16 protein-coding genes are annotated in these 17,177 nt (G+C 58.5%); 14 read left to right on the top strand and 2 right to left on the bottom strand.

The window, feature by feature from the left end; translation table 11 throughout:
• Positions 1 to 113: 113 nt before the first annotated feature.
• Together GF1_RS01230 and GF1_RS01225 are read right to left on the bottom strand one after the other, a co-directional pair.
• Entirely contained in the window at positions 114 to 1,505 is a 1,392-nt protein-coding gene (locus GF1_RS01230) for a transposase (protein WP_267926018.1), read from the bottom strand.
• 672 nt (positions 1,506 to 2,177) lie between these two features.
• Positions 2,178 to 2,420, bottom strand: coding sequence for a hypothetical protein (locus tag GF1_RS01225; protein ID WP_267927806.1), 243 nt, complete (start codon positions 2,418 to 2,420; stop codon positions 2,178 to 2,180).
• Positions 2,421 to 2,701: 281 nt separating this feature from the next.
• Between GF1_RS01225 and nifH the strand changes: the two genes are divergently transcribed.
• The 14 genes from nifH (at position 2,702) to nifE (ending at position 17,171) form a co-directional block, all read left to right on the top strand.
• Positions 2,702 to 3,526: a nitrogenase iron protein gene (nifH, locus tag GF1_RS01220; protein ID WP_267927805.1), complete on the top strand. Its 825-nt coding sequence runs from the start codon at positions 2,702 to 2,704 to the stop codon at positions 3,524 to 3,526.
• 69 nt (positions 3,527 to 3,595) lie between these two features.
• Positions 3,596 to 3,955 (top strand): P-II family nitrogen regulator, encoded by a 360-nt coding sequence (locus tag GF1_RS01215; RefSeq protein WP_353740436.1) that lies wholly within the window; start codon positions 3,596 to 3,598, stop codon positions 3,953 to 3,955.
• A complete protein-coding gene (locus GF1_RS01210; RefSeq protein ID WP_267927803.1) occupies positions 3,952 to 4,326 on the top strand; it encodes a P-II family nitrogen regulator in 375 nt (124 codons plus the stop codon). Before GF1_RS01215 ends, GF1_RS01210 begins: the two co-directional genes overlap by 4 nt.
• A gap of 14 nt (positions 4,327 to 4,340) precedes the next feature.
• Positions 4,341 to 5,981, top strand: a complete 1,641-nt coding sequence (gene nifD, locus GF1_RS01205) for a nitrogenase molybdenum-iron protein alpha chain (RefSeq protein ID WP_267927802.1) — start codon at positions 4,341 to 4,343, stop codon at positions 5,979 to 5,981.
• A 132-nt stretch (positions 5,982 to 6,113) separates the two neighbouring features.
• Complete coding sequence (nifK, locus tag GF1_RS01200) at positions 6,114 to 7,487, top strand: nitrogenase molybdenum-iron protein subunit beta (protein WP_267927801.1); 1,374 nt, start codon at positions 6,114 to 6,116, stop codon at positions 7,485 to 7,487.
• A gap of 96 nt (positions 7,488 to 7,583) precedes the next feature.
• Positions 7,584 to 8,738, top strand: coding sequence for a NifB/NifX family molybdenum-iron cluster-binding protein (locus tag GF1_RS01195; RefSeq protein ID WP_267927800.1), 1,155 nt, complete (start codon positions 7,584 to 7,586; stop codon positions 8,736 to 8,738).
• 126 nt (positions 8,739 to 8,864) lie between these two features.
• Positions 8,865 to 9,170 (top strand): (2Fe-2S) ferredoxin domain-containing protein, encoded by a 306-nt coding sequence (locus GF1_RS01190; RefSeq protein WP_267927799.1) that lies wholly within the window; start codon positions 8,865 to 8,867, stop codon positions 9,168 to 9,170.
• A gap of 10 nt (positions 9,171 to 9,180) precedes the next feature.
• Positions 9,181 to 9,639 (top strand): GNAT family N-acetyltransferase, encoded by a 459-nt coding sequence (locus GF1_RS01185; protein WP_267927798.1) that lies wholly within the window; start codon positions 9,181 to 9,183, stop codon positions 9,637 to 9,639.
• Between the two features lies 1 nt (position 9,640).
• Positions 9,641 to 10,165: a hypothetical protein gene (locus tag GF1_RS01180; protein ID WP_267927797.1), complete on the top strand. Its 525-nt coding sequence runs from the start codon at positions 9,641 to 9,643 to the stop codon at positions 10,163 to 10,165.
• 47 nt (positions 10,166 to 10,212) lie between these two features.
• Positions 10,213 to 10,434: a Nif11-like leader peptide family natural product precursor gene (locus GF1_RS01175; protein WP_267927796.1), complete on the top strand. Its 222-nt coding sequence runs from the start codon at positions 10,213 to 10,215 to the stop codon at positions 10,432 to 10,434.
• Between the two features lie 327 nt (positions 10,435 to 10,761).
• A complete protein-coding gene (locus GF1_RS01170) occupies positions 10,762 to 11,772 on the top strand; it encodes a transglutaminase-like domain-containing protein (RefSeq protein ID WP_267927795.1) in 1,011 nt (336 codons plus the stop codon).
• A 76-nt stretch (positions 11,773 to 11,848) separates the two neighbouring features.
• Positions 11,849 to 12,520 carry a 4Fe-4S dicluster domain-containing protein gene (locus tag GF1_RS01165; RefSeq protein ID WP_267927794.1) on the top strand — a complete coding sequence of 224 codons (672 nt, stop codon included), beginning with the start codon at positions 11,849 to 11,851 and terminating at the stop codon, positions 12,518 to 12,520.
• Complete coding sequence (locus GF1_RS01160; protein ID WP_267927793.1) at positions 12,517 to 15,567, top strand: molybdopterin-dependent oxidoreductase; 3,051 nt, start codon at positions 12,517 to 12,519, stop codon at positions 15,565 to 15,567. The genes GF1_RS01165 and GF1_RS01160 overlap by 4 nt, the downstream gene beginning before the upstream one ends.
• Before the next feature lie 239 nt (positions 15,568 to 15,806).
• On the top strand, positions 15,807 to 17,171 hold the full coding sequence (nifE, locus tag GF1_RS01155) for a nitrogenase iron-molybdenum cofactor biosynthesis protein NifE (RefSeq protein ID WP_267927792.1): 1,365 nt from the start codon (positions 15,807 to 15,809) through the stop codon (positions 17,169 to 17,171).
• The last annotated feature ends 6 nt before the right edge of the window (positions 17,172 to 17,177 follow it).

Here is a 17,177-nt window from a genome sequence, read left to right as displayed (position 1 = left end):
GTTAACCAAAAAAGGGATATATCCTGACAATTAAGCATAGTTGCACCCTTACCTTGCCGCTCCTGTTTGCGGCAGGTCGTGCTCTTTGATATAGCCCACCGATTGACGGCGGGTCAGGTCATCACATCGTCAGGTTCGATCACCTCGACGACGTACCCCTTGATGCCAAAAGCAATGCTCCGGTAGAGTGTTTCCATCGAGTCTACAGGAAGTTCCCTGAATCGACTACGGACATTCTCCCAGAGCTGACGTTTGCTTCTGGACTCTTCCCAGGCCTTGCGGAAAAGCCAGCATCCCAGCTGCTGAGCCTGGTCAACCAGAAACGCCAGCACCATCAGAGTGGTGAATACCATTGAAAGATGTTGTGCCCCCAGGCCATAGTTGTGTCCCAGATGATACCCTTGGTTCTTCAAGGTATTGAACGTCTCATTTTCGATACGCCACCGGGCCCGGCCCGCCCGCATGATCTCATAGGCGTTCTCCCTGGTGATCTCCAGGTCGGTCACCCAGGCAAACCGCAGTTCATTGCCCTTGTCGTCAGCTTGCCAGTACTCGAGCAGGTTGACCTTCAGATCCTGGTTGGACTTGTTCAGGGACAGGCCATTGACGTAGCGGAAGACATGATATTTCTTTGGATCCCTGGGATCATCCATGTTGAATTCCGTCACTTTACCCGTCTCGACAGAGGCATCGAACTGCTCGAACAGAAACTGATGGTCACCTGGTTTGACACCAAGAATGAAACGCAGGTTCAAGGCCTTGAGCTCCCGTATATGCGGTGCATTGCTGCTCAGAGCGTCTTCAGTGACGATGACTGGAAGATGAGGGTGTTCGCGACGGAACTCTCGCCAGAAACGCTGGGCAGCAGCCCGCTCACAGTCCTGCTTGCTGGTGCCGTCCTGGTTGCTGATCATTTCGGGACAGAAGGGAATGACTTCCCGTTTGTCAGGATGGACAATGGCTGCTCCATACATCTGCTGGTAGTAGGCATGTTTACCGTTTTCCTGTTTCTTTCTGAGGCAGAAATCATTGCCGACTTTTGTCGAATAGTAGAAACCGGTACCGTCACCGCTGATCAGGTAGTGTCCATCCAGACAGGTCATGGCTTCGAGGTCTTTGCCGCGCTGGAGGATGCGGAATACCGCGGTAAAACCTGATCTGAATTCACGCGGCGAAAGAGGATCGAGGATTTCCCGCATCTGGGTGTCGGAGGCGATGTTTTCGATACCGAATACGGCACGCAGATTTTCGGCCTCGTTGAGACGTCGATTTTCAAAAGCCAGCAACGAGGGATCCTTGAGGGAGAACATGGCGTATGCTGACATGAGAGCATCATCGAGGGAGATGCTCGTTTTGCTGACTTGGCGGTGATCAGGGATCGCCTGAAAACATCGGCGCAATACTCGGATAAAGTTATCAGCATTGCAATGCTTTCGCACCGTTTTGGTCTGATCCGTGATGAGGCTGACAATACGTTCCACGTTGTAGAGTTTGATTTGGTCCATGGCGTTCTCCTATGCAACTAATTGAAATCACATAGAAAAACGCGAACCGCCCTTTCAAGGCCTTGTCAAGAAAAAAATAACCGGGATCTTGTTTTTTATCGTCGTTATTCCAGTAGGTTATGATGACACCGTCGATATTTGCATGTTGGGTCCGATCCTCTGGATTGGATAAAAAGTTTACGAAAAATGTCGTAAGATTTCACGCTATACCTACGTTTCAGGCTTGTCCGGGAATTGCTGATGTCGGTAAAGTTCGTCACCACCTATAATACAACAAAACCGTTCTTTAATCAAGTTGTTTTGCTTTTATTTTCATATCAAGTCGCCCAAACGACCAATGATTTTATAAATCTTCATCATGAGGATTCTTTTCCGTGGGCACCTTTGAGATTCTGTGTGATGTTTTTCTTATTTTTTTAACAAGTAATTATACAGGTCTAGATAACCTACACCGATCGAATCACACTAACAACGTAAAAATACCAAGTTAAGGTTATTTTGGCTTTATATCAAACACCTCAAACTGGATAACAAGCGCCTTATATCATTCCATGCTCACTATCCTGGCAGAAACGCTTCAGCAATACAAAATTTTCCTGGGCCGAAATCAAGCAGTCCTGCCTGAACAGCACTACTGATTCTGTACCCAGCCAGGATTTCACAACATCTGCATCAGATCGTACGAAAAACAGACTTTCTTGTCAATAAAACAGCAATCTGGCAACTTTTGAGCATCAAACAGCTCATTTTACTTCCAGCAGTAGGAAAATATTGAAACCAAACATGACCGACTGAAGTGATCTTTATAAAAAAATTGGAAGATGCCATAACAATACGCCAATTCTCAATTGCTCTCATTTCTGTCAAATCTGACAAAACCGGTTTTTCTGCAACCAGATGAATATTTCTCCTCACGCATCACTCCTCACTGCCAACTGCAAACTGTAACCTGCATATCACCCTGACAAAAATGTCGCATCTGTACAGGGTTGTCACATTCGCAACAAAACCGGCTTCCGAACCTGTCCACACCTGACCTGACAACCCTTCCCATCAACGTACAACTCTTCGTTTTCCCATTCAAAAAACGTGTCTCCGAAAACAGGCACGCCCTTTGCCTTATCCAGGGCATACCACAGGCAAGTACACATCCGGAACACCCGGTAGAACATCCCATTTTTAAAGGAGGCACGACAATGAGAAAGGTAGCGATTTACGGCAAAGGCGGTATCGGCAAGTCCACCACCACCCAGAACACGGTTGCAGGACTGGTTGAAATCGGCCGCAAGGTCATGGTGGTCGGCTGCGATCCCAAGGCAGACTCCACCCGGCTTCTCCTTGGCGGTCTGGCCCAGAAATCGGTTCTCGACACCCTGCGCGAGGAAGGAGAAGACGTGGAACTCGAGGATATCCGCAAACTGGGTTACGGCGGCACCTGGTGCGTTGAGTCCGGCGGTCCGGAACCGGGTGTCGGCTGCGCCGGCCGGGGTATCATCACCTCCATCAACATGCTGGAATCCCTGGGCGCCTATGAGGAGAGCGAAGAACTGGACTACGCCTTCTACGATGTCCTGGGCGACGTGGTCTGCGGCGGATTCGCCATGCCTATCCGCGACGGCAAGGCCGAGGAGATCTACATCGTCGTCTCCGGCGAGATGATGGCCATGTACGCAGCCAACAACATCAGCAAGGGTATCGTCAAGTTCGCCCAGTCCGGCAATGTCCGGCTCGGCGGCCTGATCTGCAACTCCCGGAACGTGGACAATGAAAAGGAAATGATAGAGAAGTTCGCCGAAAAACTCGGTACCCGGATGATCTATTTCGTCCCCCGGGACAACGATGTCCAGCGGGCGGAAATCAACCGCCAGACGGTCATCGAGTGGAATTCCGACGTTCCGCAGGCCAAAGAGTACCGCGGCCTGGCCAAGGCCATCGACGAGAACGAAAAGTTTGTCGTCCCCACCCCCATGGAGATCGAGGAACTTGAGAAACTGCTCATGGACTTTGGCCTGATGGCATAATGAGAGCACCCCTATTTACACCTGACCAGGCCTGGTTGTCTGGTCCATCCCAACTCAATCTGGAGAGAAATCATGATAATGATCAGAGCAATTGTCCGGCCGGAAAAGGCCGATGAAGTCCTCGCCGCCCTCATGGACGCGGGATACCCGGCCGTAACCAAGTACGCCGTTGCCGGACGCGGCAAACAGCGCGGCATCAAGATCGGCGACGTCACCTACGATGAAATTCCGAAAACCATGCTGATGAGCGTGGTGAACGAGGAGGACAAGGATTTCGTCATCCAGACCATCATGGACACGGCCCGCACCAGCCCCAACGGCGCTTTTGGTGACGGCAAGATCTTTGTGACCGAAGTCGAGGAGGTCTATACCATCAGCAGTGGCACCAGGGAAGACGATACCCCGGCCGAAGAAGAGGTGGCATCATGAAAGAGGTCATCGCCGTTGTGCGCATCAACATGATGAACCAGACCAAGCAGGCCCTGACCGACGCCGGGATCGACGCCTTCTTCGCCCACGAGGCCCAGGGCCGGGGCAAAGGCTTTGTTAATCCGCAGCTCCTTCAGGGCGTCGAGGAAGGATACGAGGAAGCCGCGGCCCTGCTGGGCGAGAAAGGCAAGCTGTATCCGAAGCGGATGATCACTGCCGTGGTTCCGGATGACAAAGTTCCAGACGTGGTCAAGGCTATCATCGCAACCAACCAGACCGGCAAGCCTGGAGACGGCAAGATCTTTGTCCTGCCGGTCAAGGATTCCGTCCGGGTACGGACCGGAGAAACCGGCGAGACAGCCATTGCCTGACAAGGAGAAGATAGATGACAACAGCACCTGAAAAAAAACCGGTGCAGTGGGATCCCACTGACATCAAGGCGGAACTGCTCAAGAAATATCCGCCCAAGGTTGCCCGGAAGCGGGCCAGACAGATACTGATAAACGAAGCCCTTGAAAACGACACCCCGGAGATCCTGGCCAACGTCAGGACCATTCCCGGCATCATTACCATGCGCGGCTGCACGTACGCCGGCTGCAAGGGCGTTATCCTGGGCCCCACCCGCGACATCGTCAACCTGGTACACGGCCCCATCGGCTGCAGCTTCTATGCCTGGCTGACCCGGCGCAACCAGACCGATGCCGGTGAAGACGGCGAGCAGTACATGAACTACACCTTTTCCACCGACATGCAGGATTCGGACATCATCTTCGGCGGGGAGAAGAAGCTGGAGATGGCCATCCAGGAAGCCTACGACACCTTTCATCCCAAGGCCATCGCCGTCTTTGCCACCTGTCCGGTCGGACTCATCGGCGACGACATCCACACCGTGGCCAGGAAGATGAAGGAAAAGTTCGGTGACTGCAACGTGTTTGCCTTTTCCTGCGAGGGGTACAAGGGTGTTTCCCAGTCGGCCGGTCATCACATCGCCAACAACCAGGTGTTCCGCCATATCGTCGGCACCAACGACGAACCGCAGGAAGGCGAGTACCGAATCAACCTGCTGGGCGAATACAACATCGGCGGCGACGGATTCGAGATCGACCGTATTTTCAAGAAATGCGGGATCACCAACGTGGCCACCTTTTCCGGCAACTCCACCTATGACCAGTTCGCCACCTCGCACCAGGCAGATCTGAACTGCGTCATGTGCCACCGGTCCATCAACTACGTGGCCGACATGCTGGAGACCAAGTTCGGTATCCCCTGGGTCAAGGTCAACTTCATCGGCGCCGAGGCCACGGCCAAGAGCTTGCGCAAGATCGCCGCCTATTTCGGTGACCAGGAGCTCATCGACCGGGTGGAAAAGGTGATCGAAGAGGAGATGCCGGCGGTCAAGGCGGCCCAGGAGGATGTTCTGCCGCGGACCAGTGGCAAGACGGCGATGATCTTTGTCGGCGGCTCCCGGGCCCATCATTACCAGGAGTTGTTCAAGGAGATGGGCATGAAAACCATCTCGGCCGGCTACGAGTTCGCCCACCGGGACGACTACGAGGGCCGCCACGTTCTGCCCAAGCTCAAGGTGGACGCGGACAGCCGCAACATCGAGGAAATCGAGGTGGAACCGGACGAGACCCGTTACCGGCCGCGGAAGACCCCCGAGGAGCTCAAGGCCCTGGAAGAAGCAGGACTCAAGTTCAAGTCCTACGAAGGGCTGCTGCCGGATATGGAAGAGGGGACATTGGTCATCGACGACCTGAACCAGTACGAGGCCGAAAAACTGGTGGAACTGATGAAGCCCGACATCTTCTGCGCCGGCATCAAGGAGAAGTTCTCCATCCAGAAGCTGGGCATCCCCATGAAACAGCTCCACAGCTATGACTCCGGCGGTCCCTATGCCGGTTTCAAGGGCGCCATCAACTTCTACAACGAGATCGACCGGCTGGTCAACAGCCGGGTCTGGAGCTACATGAAGGCTCCATGGCAGGAGAACCCCCAGCTCTCCGGTGCCTACGTGTGGGAATAACCTGAAACCGTGAAACCGGAAGACTCCTGTACAGTGAAGTACGGTCAATGATCTCCAGACGATCATACGTCACGGAATCAGGATAAGTATGCAGGGTGACCTGTCACCCTGCCCTTCAAAGAGGTTAGACAAATGCTACTGAGACATACACCAAAAGAAATATCCGAGCGCAAGGCCCTGACCATCAATCCGGCCAAGACCTGCCAGCCCATCGGTGCCATGTACGCGGCGCTCGGCATCCACGGATGCCTGCCACACAGTCATGGTTCCCAGGGCTGCTGCGCCTATCACCGCAGCACCCTGACCCGGCATTACAAGGAACCCGTATCCGCAGCCACCAGCTCCTTCACCGAAGGTGCCTCGGTTTTCGGGGGCCAGGCCAACCTGATGCAGGCCTTCAACAATATCTTCACCATCTATGATCCAGATGTCATCGCCGTGCATACCACATGCCTGTCCGAGACCATCGGTGACGACCTCAAGCAGATCCGCAAGAAAGGATACGCTGAAGGTAAAATCCCGAAAAACAAATACGTTCTCTGCGCCTCGACCCCGAGTTACGTGGGCTCCCACGTGACCGGCTTCTCTACCATGGTCAAGGCCATGACCGAGCTGGCCGAGAACACCGGCAAAAAAAACGGCAAGGTCAACATCATCCCCGGCTGGGTCGAGCCGGCGGACATGGAAGAGATCAAACGGATAACCGGTCTGCTCGGGATAGATACCATCCTGTTTCCGGATACGTCCGGCGTGCTCAACGGCCCTTTGACCGGGAAATTCAGCATGTTTCCCCAAGGGGGCACCACCATCGAGGAACTCAAGGCCACCGGTGATGCGGTGGGTACCCTTGCCCTTGGCGAATGGTGCTCCGGCGAGGCGGCCCGGGAACTGGACAAGCAGTGCAAGGTCCCCTGCACGGTCATCGACATGCCCTTTGGCCTCAAGGCCACCGACCGGTTCGTCGATACCCTGCGCACCGTCGCCGGGGTTTCGGTCCCCGAGAGCCTGGCCCGCGAGCGCGGCCAGCTGCTGGACCTGATCTCCGACATGCACCAGTACCTCTACCACAAGAAAGTGGCCATTGCCGGCGATCCCGACCAGGTCATCGCCATGACCGAGTTCCTGGTCTCCATCGACATGCTGCCGGTGCACATCGTCACCGGCACGCCGGGCAAGAAGTTCGAAAAACGGATCCGTGAGATCACCGAGGGACTGCCCTGCGAGGTCAATGTCAAGGCCAAGGGAGATCTCTTCCTGCTCCACCAGTGGATGAAAAACGAGCCGGTGGACCTGCTCATCAGCAACACCTACGGCAAGTACATCGCCCGGGACGAGGATATCCCGCTGGTCCGCTGGGGCTTCCCGATCCTGGACCGCCAGGGCCACCAGTACTTCCCCACCGTTGGCTACAAGGGCGGTATCCGCCTGCTGGAGAAAATCCTCGGCGCCCTGCTGGACCGCAAGGATCGTGACGATCCTGAAACCAGCTTTGAGCTCGTTCTCTAACCGGTTTGGACGGATCGCGGGCCGGCCGCCGGACAAACGGCCGGCTCCCGGACTCCGGCAGGCCAGGTGTTCCCCTGTTTTCCCGAGGTAATGACCATGACAATTCTTCCCTTTCCCGCAACCCGGCCCCCGGAACCCCGGCTGACCCTGCCGATGGCGGCCCGGGCCAACAACCGGATCCGTTTCCTTCCCATGGCCAGGGTAACCGGGGCCCTGCGCCCGGGTGAGGCCATGAGCTACCTGGAATCGCTGCTCGAGGAAGGCCGGGATATTCGCCGGGTCATCCTCGAGGGGCCGGGTGATCCCCTGGCCGACATCGAACCGACCCTGGAGACCCTGGAGCTTCTCCGGAGCCTATATCCGGAAATGGAGCTGTCCCTGACCACCCTGGGCCTGGGCGCGGCCGACCACGCGGCGGACCTGGCGGCCAGGGGAGTCAGCGAGGCGACACTCCTGGTGGATACCCTGGAGGCGGCGACGGCAGCCGACCTCTACGCCTGGATCCGCCCGGGCAGACGGACCATCCCCCTGCCCCAGTCCACGGCCCTGCTGGTAACCGAACAGCGCAAAGCCGTGGAGACGCTGGCCAGGCATGGTATCAGGGTCCATGTCCGGACCACGGTCTACCCGGGGATCAACGAGGACCAGGTGGAGGAGATAGCCCGGCACATGGCCGGTCTTGGCTCCTCCTCCATGACCCTGGTGCCCTTTTCCCCGCCCGGCGAAGACCAGGAAGGACCCGGAGCCCTGGACGAGGCCCGGCTCGACCAGCTCGGGAAACAGTGCGCCAACTATCTTGAGGTGACCATCCTCAGGGAGGAAAAACAGCCAGACCCGTTGTCGGACAATGCAGATTCAGCTGCTGCCTTCCCCGGACCAATCCTGCCCAGGCCGACCAGGGAGCGGCCCAATGTGGCGGTGGTCAGTGGCAGCGGCATGGAGATCGACCTTCATCTTGGCCAGGCGGATCGCATCCTCATCTACGGCCCCAGGGAAGACGGCCTCACCTGTCTGCTGGAAGCCCGGCCGGTCCCGGCCACGGAAAAAGGCGCTTCGCGCTGGGAGACCCTCGCCGAGGCCTGCCTCAAGGACTGCTTCGCCCTCCTGGCCGCCCATGCCGGTGAGGCCCCGAAAAAGGTCCTGGCGAGCCTGGGGATACGAGTCCTGACCATGGAGGACAACATCGAAGGAACCGTGGACGTGCTCTACGGTGGCGGTAAGAAAAAACAGGGTTGCGCACAGCCGGCATGAACCGGCGGGAGCGACAACGCGACCGGATCGCGGCGGAACACGGCCACTGGACACCCACCGTCCGGCCGATCCGCATAGAGCGATTATCCATTTATCCATATTTGCAGAAACCAGAGGAGAAGACCCATGGCAAGACCAGAACGCCAGATCATTTTGTGCCAGAGTTTCCGTGTGGACGGAGACAAAAAAGGCCTCTGTCACAAGCAGACCGACGGCTTTTTACAGTACCTGGAGGAAGAGCTGCTGGACCGGGGACTGGACTGTCTCGTCACGGCCACCACCTGCCTCAAGCAGTGCGAAAAGGGGCCGATTATGGTTATCCAGCCGGAAAACTGGTGGTTCAAGGGTGTCAACAGTGAAGAGGCCATCGATACGATTCTCGACGGCCTGGAAGATGGTGAACCGGCGGCAGAATACCTGCTGTCAGCCTGAGCGGACGACCATGGGCCGCCCCCAACCATTCATCATCCGTCCGGCCCGGGCTGCGGATCTCCCGGCCCTGACCGCCCTGCTCGAGCTCCTCTTTTCCATCGAGGAGGATTTCAGCTTTGACGAGGCACTGCAGCGCCAGGGCCTTGGCCTGCTCCTTGACAGCCAGGAGGCCGTCATCCTGGTGGCCGAGCTACAGGACCGGGTGATCGGCATGTGCACTGGCCAGCTACTCATTTCCACTGCCATTGGCGGGCCCAAGGTGGTGGTGGAGGATGTGGTTGTGCTGCCCGGGCACCATCGGTGCGGGGTGGGCAGTCGCCTGCTCGAGGAACTGGCCGCCTGGGCCCGCAGAAGGGGCGCGTCCCGCCTGCAGCTCCTCGCGGACCGGAACAACCAGCCGGCGCTTGGCTTTTACAGCCACCAGGGCTGGCACAAAACAAGACTTATCTGCCTCTGCAAGGAGATCTGACATGACCGATACAGTCCGCACCCCGTCTCCCGGCGCCAACATGATACCGCTGGATGGCATCAGGAGACAACCCATTGACGACTGGGAGGATTTTCTGAAAGAAGGCCACCAGTACCTGGCCACTGCCCGGGGAGGCTATGCCAGGCGCCGGAACATCTTCACAACGGAAATCCTCTACAACCTCGTCGCCATGGCCATTGAAAAATTCTTCATGGCCGCGCTGATGTTCCATGGCACCCTGCCCTACAACCACACCATGCACGACCTGGTGGAGGCCATGGACCAGACGTTTCCCGGCGCCATCGACACCATGCGGGAACGACTCCTGGCCCTGGACAGGCACCAGGAAATATGTGACCTGGACACCTATCACATCGACCCGCCCTCCATGGCAGAGATCGCGGACATGCTCGTACTGGCCGAACAGGTCAGTGAACTGGTCACAGGTTCGCTGCCTGGTTCCAGCCGGACAGGAACCGTCCGGAGCACACCGGGCAACCGAGACAATCAGCAGCAACGCCACTGACGGTACGATCAGATATATGAAACGGACATTACAGGAGGGAGCAGAACATGGCAAAGAAAGATGTTGAAGCATTACTCATCGCCGGAGGGGAAGACAAGCATATCCGCGCCAAATATGATGCACCGGCAACCTTGGAAGAGTTTGTGACCCTGGCCGCGGAAGACGGCTACCACTTTACCGTGGAGGAGCTTACCGAAGTTCTGAGAGAATCGGGAGACAACTTTGAAAAGCACGGAAACCCGCCCAAACGGTCCATCTGGTGGACCTGAAAATCCGGTATCACCAGGAATCGAACCTGACAACCCGCATCTACAGTCGTATTGGCCTGTCCCCTGACAGAACCGTACGGTTCTCCCCCTGCCACTGGAAATGGCAGGGGTTTTTTTTATCCCACTCAACACTGCTTCCTGCAGGGTCCAGCATATCTCCACCATTGGCCGTCCTTCTCCTGCCAGGGGGCCCAATAGATTTTACCAATACACCAAAAAGGAATCATAGATATTTCCGCTTTGACTTATAAAGTCAAATCAAATAGTTTCACCTCCCAGGAAAAAATACGTCAACACCATACCGAGATAATTCCTTTGGAGGTTCGTATGAAAAAACTGCTTGTCCTGCTCACCATGTCCATCCTCTTTCTCCCGGCCCTGGCATCGGCCACCACAGCCTCGGGGACCATTGTCATGGAGTTCAACCTGTCCCACCATCCTGCCAACCAGGAGGTCAGGCTCTGGATTCCCTACCCGGTCTCGGACCAGAACCAGTTAATTACCGACATCAAGGTGGAAGGGGATTTTGCCGAGTCTGCAGTCTACACCGATCAGAAATTCAAGACACCTATACTCTATGCCCGCTGGAAGCCGGGCGAGGATGCCCGCCATCTCACCCTCTCTTTCCACGCGGTACGCAAGGAAGTGGTGAAACGGGACTTTCCGGCCCGTGAGCCGTGCTGGGACCGGACCGCGTTCCAGCAGTGGCTCCAGCCTACCAGCCTGGGGCCCATTACCGGGTCGGTCAAGGCGCTGGCCGACAAAATAACCCGGGGCAAGACCACGATCCTGGCCAAGGCCAAGGCGATCTATGACTGGACCTGTGAAAACATGTACCGGGATCCCAGCACCCGGGGCTGCGGCAAGGGCGATGTCTGCAGCCTGCTCCAAAAGCCTGGCGGAAAATGCACCGACATCCACTCGGTCTTTGTCGCTTTGGCCCGGGCTGCCGAGGTGCCGGCCCGCGAGATCCTGGGGATCCGCATGGGCAAAAAACCGCTGCAGGACATCACCACCTGGCAGCATTGCTGGGCCGAGTTCTACCTGCCGGGCTACGGCTGGGTGCCGGTGGATCCGGCCGATGTCCGCAAAATGATGCTCAAGGAAAACCTGTCGCTGGATGATCCGAAAACCACCGAGTACCGCCAGTATTTCTGGGGCGCCTGGGATCCGTACCGGGTCCAGCTGGCCGTGGGCCGGGATCTCGTCCTCAACCCGCGCCAGCAGGCCGGCCCGCTCAACACCTTTGGCTATCCGTACGCCGAAGTGAACGGGACGCCGCTGGACTGGCTCGATCCGGGCTCCTTTGCCTACAAGTTCACCTATACCCAGGATTAGATGGTGCCAGGCCGGGATTTCCGCCCCGGCCTGGACAGCAAGTCCGTTTCCCGTGAGCACCACGAGGAGGAACGAGATGGAAGAAAGGAGAAAGTTCCTAGTCCAGAGCGGCGCCCTGCTCCTGGGCGCGGCCGGGCTCAAGCCAGTCCTGGCAGGGCAGGACCGGAACAGGGAGCAACCGGTACGCTGGGGCATGATCATCGACCTCAACCGCTGTACCGGCTGCCAGTCCTGTGTCATTGCCTGCAAAAACCGGAACCACACCGCCAGGAACCAGTTCAACACCCGTATTCTGATCCGGGAGGAGGTCTTTGCCCGGGGGCGCGGCCTGCTCTTTACCCCCATCCAGTGCAACCAGTGCGAGGACCCGTCCTGCGTGGCCGCCTGCGATCGCCAGGCCACCTTCCATCTCGACAACGGCGTGGTGGTTACCGACTGGTCCAGGTGCGACGGATGCGGCGACTGCATCGAAGCCTGTCCCTACGGGGCCCGGTTTGCCGACCCGGCCCACGGCAACAGGGTGGACAAGTGTGACTTCTGCCTGGACCGTCTTGTGGCCGGTGGTGTTCCCTCCTGTGTGGAAGCCTGCAGCTCCGGAGCCCGGCTGTTCGGTGATCTCCTGAGACCGGCGGGAGAATTCGCCCGTTGTCTCAGGGCCCCGCAACTCACGCTCCGGGATTCCGACCGGACCGACGGAGCGGCGGTACGCTACATCCCCCATCGCCAGGCAAGCAGGAGGACCCCGTGAGCAGTAAACGAAACATGCAACAACAAAAAACTTCCTTCTCCCGCCGGGAGCTGCTGGCCGGTTCGGCCGCCGCGGCCGCCACTCTCATGGTTCCGCCCAGGGCCGGAGCCGGGACACAGGAAAAAAAATCCTGGCTCAACCCCCGCACCCTCCAGCATGGGAAACCAGGCAACACCAGGACCGTCTTTTCGGTCTGTCTGAGCTGCAATGGCCGCTGCGGTGTCCGGGCAACCGTGCAGGACGGCGTGCTCAGGGAGATAGCCGGTAACCCCTACCACCCGTACAATCACATGGGAGAACCGGAACCCTACCACACCCCGGTGGACCGGGTCCTGGACAAACCAAGCCCGGTCTGCGGCAAGGCCCACGACGCCCTGGGCGCAGTCTATGACCCGTACCGGATCGTCCGACCACTCAAGCGGGCCGGGCGCCGGGGCGAAGGCAAGTTCGAGCCCATCGAATGGGAGCAGCTGATCCGGGAAATCAGTGAGGGCGGCCAGCTGTTTGGCCACCTTGGCGAGGACCGCCACGTCCCCGGCCTGGCCGAGCTCAACAGTGATGAACCCATCGATCCCCGGGCCCCGGAGCTGGGACCGGTGCGCAACACCTTTGTCTTCATGACCGGCCGACTGCAGACCGGCCGCAAGGCTCTCATCAACCGCTTTGTCAAGGACGCGATGGGCTCCATCAACCGGGTCGGCCACACCGATATCTGCGGAATCGGCTTCCGGATGGGCAACTTTGCCCTGAGCGAAAAAAAACAGTGGGAACTCAAGGCCAATCCCTGGGAGGCCGAATATATCCTGGTGTTCGGGGCCAACATCTACGAGGCCCTCCAGCCCGGGATCAACACCTATGGCGCGGCCATCGCCAGGCGGCATGCCCGGGGTGAAGTCCGGCTTGTGATCGTCGATCCCCGGGCCCAGAACGGTTCTGTCCATGCCGACGACTGGCTGCCGGTCAAGCCGGGCCAGGACGGGGCCCTGGCCATGGGTATGCTGCGCTGGATGATCGACCACGGGGCCTATGACCGGGCATACCTCCAGGCTCCCTGTCCGGCGGCCGCGGACAAACTGGGCCATGGCTGTTACACCAACGCCACCCACCTGGTCATCGTCGAGCCGGGCCATGAGCGTAGCCAGACCTTTCTCCGCCTGGGCGACCTGGTTCCGTCGGGCAACAGTAAGGCCGATGAACGCTACGTGGTCCTGGACCCGGCAGATGGCAGCCCGATTCCCTTTGACACCGTGGACCGGGCCATGCTCGACCAGGAACGACATCTCACCCTGGCTACCGGCGAACGGGTCCTGGTCAAAACCGGTTTCAGGCTCATGCGGGAAGCAGTGCAGGCCCATACCCTGGAGGAGTATGGTTCGTGGTGCGGTATCGCGCCCGAAAAGATCGCCCGCACGGCCAGGGAGTTCGCCGCCCATGGGTTCAGGGCGGCGGTGTGCCAGTACCACGGGGCCGGCAACTACCTCTGCGGCACCTATGCGGCCTATGCCATTGCCCTGTTGAACGTCATGACAGGTTCCATCGAGATGCGCGGTGGCTACCTGAGTTCCGGCGGCAAGGTCGCTGCCTGGCACAGGGGGCTCTATGATCTGAAAAAGTTCCCCGGCCGGCGCAAGCCCCGCGGGGTAATGCTCTCCCGGGAAAAGGCGGTCTACGAAAAGAGCTCTGAGTTCCGCCGCCGGAAGGAACAGGGAGGCAGCGGCTACCCGGCCAGCCGTCCCTGGTTCACCTTCACCAGGGGTGGCCTCAGTGTCGAGACCATGAACGGTATCGATGCCGGCTATCCCTACCGGTGCCGGGTACTGTTCCACTACTTCTACAACCCGGTCTATTCCACCCCCGGCGGATCCCGGTATAAAGAGACCCTGGCCGACCCGGACCGGGTGCCGCTCTATGTCTCCATCGACACGACGATCAACGAATCCAATATCTTTGCCGATTACATTATCCCGGACGTGACCTGGGCTGAAGGGCATTACGGCTGGATCCATCCCCATGCACCAGCCTGCCGGTTCACCGCCCTGCGCACCCCGCTCATCGAACCACTCACCACCAGGACCGCGGACGGCAGACCCTTCTGCCTGGAAACCTTTCTCATCGACCTGGCAAACCACCTGGGATTGCCGGGCTTTGGCGCCAGGGCCATCGGTGACCGGGAGGGCAACCTCCATCCCCTGTTCCGGGGCGAGGACTTTTACCTCAGGGGCTTTGCCAACATTGCTGCCAATGGTGGGTTGCCGGCTGCCACGCCCGAAGAACAGCGGTTCGTGGAAGCCAACTACCCCGTGGCCAGATACCGGGACATCCTGCCGGACCCGCAGTGGAAAACCCTTTGCCATGCCCTGGCCCGCGGCGGCATCTTTGCCAGATACCAGGACCAGTTTGACGGACAGAAATTCAAACATGGCCTTAAACGGGTGGTGCTCTTCAATGAAGAGATGGCCGCGGCCAGAAACGCACTCACCGGCGAGCGCTACCCCGGTACAGTCCACTACTGGCCACCAACCGACTCGGCCGGCGATGTGGTGGCTGAAAAAGACCGGGACTATCCCTTCCAGGTGGTCACCCACAAGATGAACGTCCATACCCAGTCCCGGACCATCAACCACCCCGCGGCCCTGGAAATCTTCCCTGAAAACCATATCGTCATGCACGCCGACGATGCCCGCAACCTGGGAATACAGGACGGGGACAGGGTACGGCTGGTTTCCAGGAGCACACCCCGGGGCATTACCGGACAGGTGCAGACCACAAGACTCATCCGTCCCGGCTGCCTGGCTATCTCCTTCCATTACGGCCACACCTACCATGGTGCGGGCCGGGTGGAGGTGAAGGACGGACAATCTGTCTTTCTGGGCGGTTCCAGAGTAGTTTCAGGCGATGTCCTGATCCCTGATCCCCGCCGGGGCAGGGGCATAAACCCCAACGATATCTCCCGGCGGGACGACCACCTGGGCAACCTGCCCATGGTCGATGTCCAGGCCGGGATCCCGGATTTCAGCTCCACCCGCGTCCGCGTCCTGCCAATCTGAAACCAGGGCCCGGCCCATTGCCGGCCGGCCCCTGGCTCCCCCTTGCCTACAGTTTTGTAGCACCCTTTCCTTTTTGTCCTCTTCCTGACAAGTTGGCCCCATCCACCCGGTCGCCGCTAAAGACACATTCAAAGATAACCACCTGAAACAATAAAGAAAAATACAAAAAGCGCACATGGCACACCTCTTGCCTTTCTCCTGGCAGCATCTATTCGCAAACGCATATCAGGAGAAAGACCATGGTGGCAGTTGCACTGAAAGAGCGAGCTGACCAGATCTACATCAAGGGGAAGACCCCGTTTTCCATTGTCTGCAACAAGGACAGCCTGGCCGGGGCCGTGAGCCAGCGGGCCTGCACCTTCTGCGGTTCGAGGGTGGTCCTCTACCCCATTGCCGATGCCCTGCACCTGGTGCACGGTCCTATCGGCTGCGCGGTCTACACCTGGGATATCCGCGGTGCCCTGTCCTCGGGGCCGGAGTTGCACCGGCTTTCCTTTTCCACCGACCTCCAGGAACGCGACGTCATCTTCGGGGGCGAGAAAAAACTCGCCAGCGCCCTGCGTGAACTCATCGCCCGCCACAATCCCAGGGCCGCCTTTGTCTACTCCACCTGTATCGTCGGCATCATCGGCGACGACCTGGAAGCGGTCTGCCGCGAGATGGAGAAGGAAACCGGTATCCCAGTCATCCCGGTCAAATCCGAGGGATTCAAGGGCAACAAGCGGGCCGGCTACCAGGCCGCCTGCGACGCCATGTTCCGGCTCATCGGTACCGGGGAGACCGAGACCATCTCCCGCTTTTCCATAAATATCCTCGGCGACTTCAACCTGGCCGGCGAGATCTGGATGGTCCGTAAGTATTATGAGCGCATGGGCATCGAGGTGGTGGCCAACATCACCGGTGACGGCCGGGTGGATGATATCCGCCGGGCCCACGGCGCCGCTCTCAACGTGGTCCAGTGCTCCGGATCCACCATGGGGCTGGCCAACATGATGGAAGAGAAATACGGGGTTCCGTCGCTGCGGGTCTCTTACTTCGGCATCGAGGACATGTCCGAGGCCCTCTACGACATCGCCCGCTTTTTCCTGAAAAAATTTCCCGGTGATCCAGAGGCCGAAGCCATCATGGCCCGAACCAGGGAACTGGTCCGTCAGGAGGTGAGCGAACTGGTCCCGAAGCTGGAAAAATACCGCCGGGCCCTGGCTGGAAAAAAGGCCGCCATTTACGTGGGCGGCTCCTTCAAAGCCTTTTCCCTGGTCAAGGCGTTTCGCCTGGTGGACATGCAGGTGGTCCTGGTGGGCTCCCAGACCGGCACCACGGAAGATTATGAAGAGCTGGCCGCTATCACCGATCCGGGCACGGTCATTGTCGATGACTCCAATCCCCTGGAGCTGACCTCCTTTCTCAAGGAGAAGGGCGTCGACATCTTTGTTGGTGGGGTCAAGGAACGGCCCATTGCCTACAAGCTGGGGATCGGGTTCTGTGACCACAACCATGAACGCAAGGAAGCCCTGGCCGGATTCACCGGCATGCTCAACTTCGCCCGGGAAGTCTACAACTCGGTCATGAGCCCGGTATGGCGCTTTGTCCCCGGCAATAATTGAAAACCA

The sequence above is a fragment of the Desulfolithobacter dissulfuricans genome, from assembly GCF_025998535.1.
In the GTDB taxonomy this organism is placed as follows: Bacteria; Desulfobacterota; Desulfobulbia; order Desulfobulbales; family Desulfobulbaceae; genus Desulfolithobacter; species Desulfolithobacter dissulfuricans.
The sequence above is the reverse complement of the archived record's forward strand: the minus strand, read 5'-3'. Positions and strand labels throughout refer to the sequence as shown.